Annotated in this window: 9 protein-coding genes; 3 read left to right on the top strand and 6 right to left on the bottom strand. The window is 73.0% G+C overall.

Annotated features, from left to right (window positions below; translation table 11 throughout):
* The 4 genes from amrb99_RS31020 to groES form a co-directional block, all read right to left on the bottom strand.
* Window positions 1–466 (bottom strand): anti-sigma-D factor RsdA (locus amrb99_RS31020; protein ID WP_241756093.1); only part of this gene is annotated, 466 nt, incomplete at its 3' end.
* Window positions 463–1050 carry a sigma-70 family RNA polymerase sigma factor gene (locus amrb99_RS31015; RefSeq protein ID WP_151542703.1) on the bottom strand — a complete coding sequence of 196 codons (588 nt, stop codon included), beginning with the start codon at window positions 1048–1050 and terminating at the stop codon, window positions 463–465. The genes amrb99_RS31020 and amrb99_RS31015, both read right to left, overlap by 4 nt.
* Window positions 1051–1486: 436 nt before the next feature.
* A complete protein-coding gene (gene groL / locus amrb99_RS31010; RefSeq protein WP_190862738.1) occupies window positions 1487–3106 on the bottom strand; it encodes a chaperonin GroEL in 1620 nt (539 codons plus the stop codon).
* A gap of 87 nt (window positions 3107–3193) precedes the next feature.
* The gene (gene groES, locus amrb99_RS31005) at window positions 3194–3505 is read right to left on the bottom strand and encodes a co-chaperone GroES (RefSeq protein ID WP_205718926.1); all 312 of its coding nucleotides are present in this window, start codon (window positions 3503–3505) and stop codon (window positions 3194–3196) included.
* A 261-nt stretch (window positions 3506–3766) separates the two neighbouring features.
* Between groES and amrb99_RS31000 the strand changes: the two genes are divergently transcribed.
* The 3 genes from amrb99_RS31000 to amrb99_RS30990 all read left to right on the top strand — a co-directional run bounded on the left by amrb99_RS31000 (window position 3767) and on the right by amrb99_RS30990 (window position 8547).
* Complete coding sequence (locus tag amrb99_RS31000) at window positions 3767–5038, top strand: SAM-dependent methyltransferase (RefSeq protein WP_190862736.1); 1272 nt, start codon at window positions 3767–3769, stop codon at window positions 5036–5038.
* 664 nt (window positions 5039–5702) lie between these two features.
* On the top strand, window positions 5703–7298 hold the full coding sequence (locus tag amrb99_RS30995) for a hypothetical protein (RefSeq protein ID WP_190862734.1): 1596 nt from the start codon (window positions 5703–5705) through the stop codon (window positions 7296–7298).
* Between the two features lie 289 nt (window positions 7299–7587).
* A complete protein-coding gene (locus amrb99_RS30990; protein WP_190862722.1) occupies window positions 7588–8547 on the top strand; it encodes an aminoglycoside phosphotransferase family protein in 960 nt (319 codons plus the stop codon).
* Here the strand turns inward: amrb99_RS30990 and tsaD are convergent.
* Both tsaD and rimI read right to left on the bottom strand, forming a co-directional pair.
* A complete protein-coding gene (gene tsaD / locus amrb99_RS30985; protein ID WP_190862720.1) occupies window positions 8537–9571 on the bottom strand; it encodes a tRNA (adenosine(37)-N6)-threonylcarbamoyltransferase complex transferase subunit TsaD in 1035 nt (344 codons plus the stop codon). The genes amrb99_RS30990 and tsaD overlap by 11 nt on opposite strands.
* Window positions 9571–10062: a ribosomal protein S18-alanine N-acetyltransferase gene (gene rimI, locus amrb99_RS30980; RefSeq protein WP_190862747.1), complete on the bottom strand. Its 492-nt coding sequence runs from the start codon at window positions 10060–10062 to the stop codon at window positions 9571–9573. The genes tsaD and rimI overlap by 1 nt, the downstream gene beginning before the upstream one ends.
* Window positions 10063–10066: the final 4 nt, after the last annotated feature.

The raw sequence follows: 10066 nt of genomic DNA, 5'->3' as shown, positions 1-10066 counted from the left end.
CGGCGCCGCCGGTGCTGGCCAGCACGGCCCCGGCGACGCCGAGCGCGACGATGGTGCGGGGGCCGCGGCGGCGCGGGCCCGGCCCGGGGGCCGGCGGCGGCGTTCCGGGGCCGGGATCGGACGGGCCGGAGGCGTCGCGTCCGGGGTCCTGGTCGTCGACGTCCGCGATCAGCGCGCGCAGCAGCCGGACGGCGGGGTCGGCCGAGCCCTCGTCGCCGTCGGCGGCGCGGGCGCATTCCCCGGCGGCGCGTTTCTCGCCGGCGGCGCGGTCAGCCGCGGGTCGGCCCGTGGAGCCGACAGCGCGCCGCGCCGCCAGCGCGTCGATGAGCGCGTCGGTACGGCGCACCGCGCCGAGATCGGCGAGCAGGGTGACCGCCGGGGCCGGCGGCCGGCTCCCCGGCTCGCGGGTCCCGCCGGAGTTCGAAGGCCCGACCGGATCCGGGGCGCCAGGGCTCCGCTCCGTCAAGCGATCGACTCCTCTCTGGCCATCGCGCGGAGCCGGGCCAGGGCCCGGTGCTGCGCGACCCGTACCGCCCCCGCGGACATGCCCAGCACATTACCGGTCTCCTCCGCCGACAGGCCCGCCACCACGCGCAGCAGCACCAGCTCGCGCTGGTGGTCGGGGAGCCGCGTGAGCAGGTCGCGGGCGCGCTGCGCCTCGATGTAGCGGACCACCGTCTCCTCGGGTCCCGGACGGTCGTCCGGGCCGTCGGGCAGGTCCTCGGTGGGCACGGCCGCGCGGACCGCGCTGCGCAGCGCGTCGGCGATCTTGTGCGAGGCGATGCCGAAGACGAAGGACGCGAACGGGCGCCCCATGTCGCGGTAGCGGGGCAGCGCCGACAGCACCGCGATGCAGACCTCCTGGGCCACGTCGTCGGCGATGTGGTACTGCCCGGAGACGCGGCCGAGACGCGCGCGGCAGTACCGCACGATCATCGGGCGGACCTCGCCGATGAGCACCTCGATGGCGCCCGGATCGCCCTGCACGGCGAGGTTGGCGAGTTCCCGGAGGTCGCCGTCGCCCTCGTTCGCCGCGCGGAGCACGCGCATGCGGCGGCCGGTGTCGTGGCGCGGCGGAGGGGCCGGTCCCCCCGAGGGTTCGACAGCGCGCGCGGTCATGGTCCCGGCGTAGCTTCCCTCGGTCACGTCAAGCATGATGCCCAGCACCGCCGGGCGTGTCGCCACTGTCGTCGGCAACGGAATGGTCACAGTGCGGGGACGAGCCCGGAAATACCACGCATTGCTGTCACTCAAGTGCCCAGAGTGGCGGCGTGACCCTCCCCCATGCGGAGAGAGATGTGTTCCTCCCCACGCGGACAGAAAGGCGGCGGGAGGGCCGGAACGGCGGGGGAAGGCCGGAACGGCGGCGGCCGGGGCGGAACGGCGGTGGGAGGGGCGGGGACGGCGAAGGCCCCCGCCCGGTGACGGGCGGGGGCCTCGGTGATCTCCGCGGCGGGCGAGCCGCACGCCCGCCGAGAACGGACGATCAGTGACCGTGGCCGTGCCCGTGGCCGCCGGCCGCCGGCTCCTCCTCCTCGGGCTTGTCCACGACGAGCGCCTCGGTGGTGAGCAGCATGCCCGCGATCGACGCGGCGTTGGTGACGGCCGAACGGGTCACCTTGACCGGGTCGATGACGCCCTGGGCGATCAGGTCGCCGTACTCGCCGGTGGCGGCGTTGTAGCCGTGGCCCGGCTGCAGCTCCTGCACCTTGGAGACGACGACGTAGCCCTCCTGGCCGGCGTTCTCGGAGATCCAGCGCAGCGGCTCGACCAGCGCGCGGCGCACCGCGTCCGCGCCGGTGGCCTCGTCGCCGGACAGGCCGAGGGCGTCGAAGCCCTCCTTGGCCACGTGCACCAGCGCGCTGCCGCCGCCGGACACGATGCCCTCCTCGATCGCCGCGCGGGTCGCCGAGATGGCGTCCTCCAGGCGGTGCTTCTTCTCCTTCAGCTCCACCTCGGTGGCGGCGCCGACGCGCAGCACGCAGACCCCGCCGGCCAGCTTGGCCAGGCGCTCCTGCAGCTTCTCGCGGTCCCAGTCGGAGTCGGAGTTCTCGATCTCGACCTTGATCTGGTTGACCCGCGCGGTGATCTCGTCCGCGGAGCCCTCACCGTCGACGATGGTGGTGGCGTCCTTGGTGACGGTGATGCGGCGGGCGCGGCCGAGGTCCTCGAGCCCGATCGAGTCGAGCTTGAGGCCGATGGCCTCGCTGACGACCTGGCCGCCGGTGAGGGTGGCCATGTCGCCCAGCATCGCCTTGCGGCGGTCGCCGAAGCCCGGCGCCTTGACGGCGACGGAGGTGAAGGTGCCGCGGATCTTGTTGGCGACGAGCAGTGCCAGGGCCTCGCCCTCGACGTCCTCGGCCACGACCAGCAGCGGCTTCTTGGTCTGGGCGACCTTCTCCGCCAGCGGCAGGAACTCCTGCACGTTGGAGATCTTGCCGTCCACGATGAGCACGTAGGCGTCCTCCAGGACGGCCTCCATGCGCTCGGGGTCGGTGACCATGTGCGGCGACAGGTAGCCCTTGTCGAACTGGAGGCCCTCGGTGAACTCCAACTCGAGGCCCATGGTGTGGGCCTCCTCGACGGTGATGACGCCGTCCTTGCCGACCTTGTCGAACGCCTCGGCGATCAGCTCGCCGATCTGCGCGTCCTGGGCGGAGATGGTGGCGACGTGCGCGATCTCGCCCTTCTCGTCGACCTCGCGGGCCGACTTCAGGAGCTGGTCGGACACGTGCTGGGCGGCCGCGTCGATACCGCGCTTGAGGCCGAGCGGCGAGGCGCCGGCGGCCACGTTGCGGATGCCCTCGCGGACGAGGGCCTGGGCGAGGACGGTCGCCGTGGTGGTGCCGTCGCCCGCGATGTCGTTGGTCTTGGTCGCCACTTCCTTGGCGAGCTGGGCCCCGAGGTTCTCGTAGGGGTCCTCCAGCTCCACCTCGCGGGCGATGGTGACGCCGTCGTTGGTGATGGTCGGCGCGCCGAACTTCTTGTCGATGACGACGTTGCGGCCGCGCGGGCCGATCGTCACCTTGACGGCGTCCGCGAGAGCGTTGACGCCGCGCTCAAGAGCCCGGCGAGCGTCCTCCTCGAACTCCAGGATCTTCGCCATGGGGTTAACTCCTATGTCACGCGATCCGCCCCGGCCGCCCCGCCGGTGGGCGGCGCGGGCCGGGGCGGGCGCATCACGTCTCGGTGATTACTTCTCGATGACCGCGAGCACGTCGCGGGCCGAGAGGACGAGGTAGTCCTCGCCGTTGTACTTGACCTCGGTGCCGCCGTACTTGCTGTAGAGCACGACCTCGCCGACCTTGACGTCGACCGGGACGCGCTCGCCCTTGTCGTCGACGCGGCCCGGGCCGACGGCCAGGACGGTGCCCTCCTGCGGCTTCTCCTTGGCGGTGTCCGGGATCACCAGGCCGGAGGCGGTGGTGGTCTCGGCCTCAAGCGGCTGGACGACGATGCGGTCCTCGAGCGGCTTGAGAACAACCTTGGTGGCGGTCGTCACGATCTGACCTCCCCTTCGATTGGTCCTCGGCGGCCATGGCAGGCCGCCGGCACATGTGACAGAGAGGCGACCCTGGACCGGCCTGTCGTCGCGGGTGCCAGACCGACCTTGTCGCTGTGTTGGCACTCTCGCAGTGAGAGTGCCAGTCAGTGAGACTATGCCGTGCCCGTTGGCCCGTCAACACGGACACGGAGGCACGGCCCGCGGCGTTCCGGCGCGTTCACCCGCGGATCACCCGGGCGCCGCGCTCGGTACGGTCCAGGCATGGACATCGCGTCGTTCCGGGAGCTGCTCACCCCCGTCGGCCAGGCACTTCTGGCAGAGGCGGGCGAAGCGGACATCTCGGAGGCCGGGTTGCTCGGCACGGCGTCGCGGCTGCGCGAGCGGCACGGGGCGGACCTCGTGGCGGCGGCGCTGACCCAGGTGCGGCTCCGGCGGCGCGCCGAGGCGAAGTTCGGTTCCGACGCGGGCCGCATGTACTTCACCCAGGCCGGCCTGGAGCAGTCCACGCGTGCGAGCGTGGCAGCGCATCGCGCGCGACGCTTCGCCTCTGGGCTGCCCGCAGGCGCGCGCGTACTGGAACTGGGATGCGGCATCGGTGCCGACCTTATGGCGCGTTCCCGAGTGGGTCTGACGGGCGACGGCGTTGAACGCGACCCGCTGACGGCCGAGGTGGCCGGCGCCAACGTGACGGCGTTCGACTTGGACGGCCTCGCGCGCGTGCGCTTAGGCGACGCCTTGGACGAGGACCCGGACGGGCACGCGGCCGTGTTCGCCGACCCCGGCCGCCGGACGGCACGGGGCCGCGTCTTCGACCCGCGCTCCTACGAGCCGCCGCTCGACGCCGTCCTCGGCCTCGCCGGACGGGCGCCGGCGGCGTGCGTCAAGGTCGCGCCCGGCATCCCGCACGAGGCCGTGCCGGACGGCGCGGAGGCGGAGTGGGTGTCGGTCGGCGGGGACGTGAAGGAGGCCGCCCTGTGGCTGGGCGGCCTCGCAGGGGACGTGCGACGCCGCGCCACGCTCCTGCCGGCCGACGGCACCGCCGCCGGGGAGGCGGTCACGCTGGTCCCGGCCGGGCTCGGCGATCCGGACGTCCGCCCCTGGGGCCGCTACCTCTACGAGCCGGACGGGGCCGTCATCCGGGCGCATCTCGTCGCCGAGGTCGCGGACCTGGTCGGCGGCGGGCTCGCGGACCCGCACATCGCCTACGTCACGTCCGACGAGCTGCGCCCGACGCCGTTCGCGTCCGCGTACGAGATCGACGGCGTGCTGCCGTTCTCGGTGAAGCGGCTCAAGGCCGAGCTGCGGCGCCTCGGGACCGGCGTGCTGACGGTCAAGAAGCGGGGGTCGGCGGTCGACGTGGACCGGCTCCGCCGCGACCTCGGCTTCGGCGGGCGGCGGGCCGGGTACGGCGCCGCCGAGACCACGGTGGTGGTGACGCGGGTCGGCCGGGACCCGGTCGCGCTGCTCGCCCGGCCCGTCGCGCGGCCCGGGACGGCGGACGCCGACCCGCCCAGGGCGGGCCGCGCCCGCTAAACGGTCCAAAGATCTCCGCACGGCACCGCAACGCCAAGGACGTCCGTGGGACGCACCATGCCCGTGCAAATCATCGGCGCTTTTCTGTATTGCGTTCACCAGGGATTCCGGGCGCCTGGCAAGGTGGGTGCGGCGGCAGGCGAAACGGCACGGCGAGAGCCAGGGACGGCAAAACACCAAGGCAGGTTCAGCGATCGGGTTCCGGGCTCCCACGAATGCCGGCCTGAAATGGCCGCGGGCCGGGCGGCCGGGCGCCCGGCCGGACGTCCCCGCGCCGGGGCGCCGCGCCGGGAGGGCGGCTCGGGAACTGCCGATGTTGGACGAGATGTACGGACAGAGCCCCCGCCGCAGGCGCTCCGGCGGCGTCAGGGCGCTGGCGCGGTGACGGAACCGACCGCCGCAATCACCCCGAAGCCCTCAAACTGCGGAAATCACCTTATGGACGGTGGTCAACGTCAATTCACACCATCGGGATAACAGGCGCATTCCGCAGAACCCGCGACGTTCCCTGCTACCCGTTATAGCGGCGCTTCACACGCACTACAGTGGCGACTTCACGATTCATTGCCGTGCGCCATTTCGACGCGTCCGGCACACGAAGGAGCATCGGGTGGAAACGAATCACAACTTCCTGCAGACGGGGGGTCAACCGGTCTCGGATCGGATGCGGGAGTTGCTCGCCCGTGCGGCGCAGGACCACGTCTATGAACAGCGCTCACAGGGTCAGGTCCTGGACGAGATCCGCCAGCGGCTGGAGGGTATGGAGTGGCTGCTCCGCGAGGTCCGCGAGCGCGAGCTCAGCGGGCTGACGGGGCAGCTCGACAGCGTGCGGGGCCAGGTCGACGAGCTGGTCGGCAAGCCCCCCGAATGGGCCGAGGGGCTGGCCGAGCACATCGACGGCCTCGGCGAGCGGGTCAAGCCGGTCGCCGAGCTCCCCGCGCTGTGGGCCGACGTCGGCGTCGTCGCCGAGAACGTCGACGAGGGGCTGACCCGCATCCAGGCCGTCCTCGACTCCGCGCAGCACATCACCGACGCCACCCAGCAGGCGTCGCAGCGCATGGAGGAGATGACCAAGCGGCTGGACAAGCTCCAGGGCAGCATGGAGGCCGCGTCCGTCCGCTTCAACCGGCTGGACAAGTCGCTGGCCGAGCTCGGGCACCGGTCCGAGCGGCTGGAGCACTCGATCACCGGCGTCACGGCACGGGTCGACCAGTCGCTCGGGGAGATGGCCGAGCGGATGGAGCAGGGGCTTGAGGCGGTCAACGGCCGGGTCGAGGGCGTCGGCGGCCGCCTCGACGGGCTGGACGGGCGGCTGGACGGGGTCGACGGGCGCCTCGAGGGCCTGTCGGGCAAGCTGGAGGGTCTGGACGGCCGGTTCGAGAGCATCGACGGCCGGATCGACGGCGTGGGCGAGCGCATCGCGCGGCTCCCGGCCACGCTGGAGATCGCCGAGATGCACCGGGTGCTGGGCGAGCTGGCGCGGCGCCCGCCGATGGACCACAGCGACCGGTTCGACGCGCTGGAGAAGCACCTGGCCGACGCGGTCGACCCGCTGATCGAGGAGCTGCGCGCCCGGCCGGACCGCGACGAGGTCAAGGCCACGATGTCGCAGATCGCCGAGACGGCCTACAGCGACGTCGCCCGGCGCATGGACGAGTTCTCCCGCCGGTTCGAGGACGTGCACGACGACGTCCGCAAGCGGATCGAGGGCATCCACGAGGAGGTCGCCAAGCGCGTCGATGTGGCACTGGAGGAGTTCACCGCGCAGGTCGACCTCGTGTCCCGCCGGGTGGAGTCGGTGCACACCGATGTCACCAAGCAGGTCGAGTCCGTGCACAGCGAGGTGGTGCGGCAGGTCAGCGGGGTGCACGACGACTTCGGCAAGCGGATCGGGGACATCCACGAGGACGTCAGCCGGCAGGTCGGCGCCATCAACGACAACGTCGCCAAGCAGGTCGCCGGGATGCAGGAGGACATGGCCCGCCAGGTCGGCGGCGCGCAGGAGGAGTTCGGGCGCCGGGTGGACGGCGTGCAGGACGAGGTGACGCGCCGGGCCGAGGCGGTGCAGGCCGAGTTCGCCAAGCGGTTCTCGTACGTGCAGGACGAGGTCGGAAGGAAGGTCGACGGCGTCCACGACGATGTGTCGAAGCAGGTCAACGCGGTGCACGAGGACGTGCTGAAGCGGCTGTCCACGCTGGAGGAGACGATGCTCGCGCTGGCCGAGGCCCTCCTGCGCCCCCGCCGCGACGGCAAGGACTAGCGACGGGCGGGGAACGGCGACGGCGACGGCGACGGCGAGGACGAGCGACGGGGTACGGGCTCCGGGATACGGGTCGGGTGGGGTCGTGGCGCGGCCCCACCCTGCGCCGTGTCCCGCCCCGTCGCCGCCCCCTCGGCCAGGGCTTCGGATACCCCACCGGATCCATTGAGTTCGTCCGGGTAACCGGCGCGATGACCGGAGAGCCTCCACCAAGACCCCGCGATGACGTGCATTTTGTTACGTTCCGTCTTCGCAAAATCACTCCCAATACCCTTCGGAATCCGTTTTCATGGATCTCGTGACTCCCACACCGGCCCAGTGCCTGCCGACCGGCGCCCTGCCCGGCCACGCCATCCTGCGCTGGGTCGAGGGCTGTCTCGGCGAGGGCGCCGAGGTGCGGATGGTGCGGCCGCTGCCCGGCGGCACCGCGCACGCCAACCACGCGCTCGTCGTCGAGACGCCGTCCGGCAGCGCGCACCGGCTCGTGCTGCGCCGGTGGACCGGGCGCGACTCCGGCCTGGACGCGGGCCCCGGCCGCCGCTCCTACGGCGACACCGAGTTCTCCCCCGAACGCGAGATCGCCGCGCTCGCGCTGCTCGCCGGCTGCGAGATCCCGACCCCCGAGCTCGTCGCCGCCGACCCGTCCGGCGCGCACTGCGACGTCCCCGCCCTGCTGATCACCCGGCTGACCGGCCACCCGCCGCGCCCGTCCCCCGACGACCTGCCCGAGTACCTCATCCAGCTGGCCGCCGCCCTGCTGCCCGTGCACGCGCTGAACGGCGCGGCCACGATGCCGCCGTACGTCCCCTACAACCGGCTCGACCAGCGGCTCCCGCCCAAGCACGCGCTCCGCCCTCAGCTGTGGGAGCGCGCGTTCGAGATCGCCGCCGGGCCCGCCCCCGAGGCGCCCGCCCGGTTCGTCCACCGCGACTACCACCCCGACAACACGCTGTGGTCCTACGGCAAGCTGACCGGCGTGGTCGACTGGTCGGACGCCTCGTCGGGGCCCGTCGCCGTCGACGTCGCGCGCATGCGCCGCGCCTTGGCGCTCCGCTACGGGGTGCCCGTCGCCGACCGCTTCCTCGGATCGTTCGACCAGGTCTCCGGCGGTTACACGCACCACCCGTACTGGGACGTCCGCTGCCTTCTCGACCTGCTCCCCGAGGACGACGGCCGGATCGTCGACGAGGCCAAGGTCCCCCTCTTCGAGGACTACCTCGACGCCCTGCTGGCCGCCCTCAGAGGGTGACGGACTCGATCGGCAGGCTGGAGTCGGCCGGAAGGTCCAGGTCGGACGGGGCGAGGCCGGAGGCGACGAGTTCGGACCCGAGCGCGGCGACCATCGCGCCGTTGTCCGTGCACAGCTTCGGGCGCGGGACGCGCAGCCGGACGCCCGCGGCCTCGCAGCGCTCGGCGGCGAGGGCGCGCAGCCGGGAGTTCGCCGCGACACCGCCGCCGATCAGCAGGTCGCGCACGCCGTTGTCCTTGCAGACCTTGAGGGCCTTCTGGGTGAGGACGTCCACGACGGCCTCCTGGAAGGACGCGGCGACGTCCGGGACGGGGACGGCCTCGCCCGCGCGCTCCTTCGCCTCCACCCACCGGGCCACGGCGGTCTTCAGGCCGGAGAACGAGAAGTCGTAGGTGCCGTCGTTGTACTTGCCGCGCGGGAACGCGATCGCGGCGGGGTCGCCCTCGCGGGCCATCCGGTCGATCACCGGGCCGCCCGGGAAGCCGAGGCCGAGGACCCGCGCGACCTTGTCGAACGCCTCGCCCGCCGCGTCGTCGACGGTGCTGCCGAGCGAGCGGACGTCGCCCGCCACGTCCGGGACGAGCAGCAGCGAGGAGTGCCCGCCGGACACCAGCATCGCGACGCACGGCTTCGGCAGCGGCCCGTGCTCCAGCTGGTCGACGCAGACGTGCGCGGCGAGGTGGTTGACGCCGTACAGCGGCTTGCCGAGCGACAGCGCGTACGCCTTGGCGGCGGCGACGCCGACCATCAGGGCGCCGGGCAGGCCGGGGCCGGCGGTGACGGCGAACGCGTCGATGTCGTCGAACGTCACGCGCGCCTCGTTCAGGGCCCGCTCGACGGTCGGGCCCATCGCCTCCAGGTGCGCGCGGGACGCGACCTCGGGCACCACGCCGCCGAACCGGGCGTGCTGCTCGACGCTGGAGGCGATCGCGTCGGCCAGCAGCGTGTGCCCGCGGACGATGCCGACGCCCGTCTCGTCGCACGAGGTCTCGATGCCGAGGACCAGCGGCTCTTCGCGGATCATCAATTCCCCCTGGTGAAGCCCACCGGGCGGCGCTCCAGACGGCGGCACATGACGACCGCGTCCACGTCGGCGGGCTGGTAGTAGCGCTTGCGGACGCCGACCTCGAAGAACCCGAACCGCTCGTAGAGCCGGCGCGCGGGCGGGTTGTCGGCGCGGACCTCCAGGAACACCGCCTCGGCGTTGCGCCGGGACGCCTCGTCGATCAGCTCGGCGAGCAGCGCCGCGCCGATCCCGGCGCCGCGCCGGTCGGCGCGGACCCCGATCGTCTGCACGTCGGCCTGCCCGCCCGCGGCGGCGAGGCCCGCGTAGCCGACGATGTCGCCGTCGGGCTCCTCGGCGACGACGTAGTGGCGGGTGTCCGGCTGCCCGGAGAGCTCGTCGGCGAGCATCTGCGGGCTCCACGCGTCGTCGGGGAACAGCACCTGCTCCAGCAGGTGGACGGCCGCCAGGTCCTTCGGGGTCATCCCGCGGAGCACGACGCCGGTCGCCATGCCG

Origin of the sequence: Actinomadura sp. RB99 (assembly GCF_014706005.1) — a bacterium.
GTDB lineage: Bacteria > Actinomycetota > Actinomycetes > Streptosporangiales > Streptosporangiaceae > Spirillospora.
Note: the sequence above shows the minus strand (reverse complement) of the source record. Positions and strands in the feature narration are given on the sequence as shown.

Bases quoted from the DNA above. Each gene is read 5' to 3' on its own strand.
- amrb99_RS31015 (WP_151542703.1), bottom strand. From the start codon at position 1,050: ATGCGCGTGCTCCGCGCGGCGAACGAGGGCGACGGCGACCTCCGGGAA.
- groL (WP_190862738.1), bottom strand. From the start codon at position 3,106: ATGGCGAAGATCCTGGAGTTCGAGGAGGACGCTCGCCGGGCTCTTGAG.
- amrb99_RS31000 (WP_190862736.1), top strand. From the start codon at position 3,767: ATGGACATCGCGTCGTTCCGGGAGCTGCTCACCCCCGTCGGCCAGGCA.
- amrb99_RS30995 (WP_190862734.1), top strand. From the start codon at position 5,703: ATGCGGGAGTTGCTCGCCCGTGCGGCGCAGGACCACGTCTATGAACAG.
- amrb99_RS30990 (WP_190862722.1), top strand. From the start codon at position 7,588: ATGGATCTCGTGACTCCCACACCGGCCCAGTGCCTGCCGACCGGCGCC.
- tsaD (WP_190862720.1), bottom strand. From the start codon at position 9,571: ATGATCCGCGAAGAGCCGCTGGTCCTCGGCATCGAGACCTCGTGCGAC.
- rimI (WP_190862747.1), bottom strand. From the start codon at position 10,062: ATGGCGACCGGCGTCGTGCTCCGCGGGATGACCCCGAAGGACCTGGCG.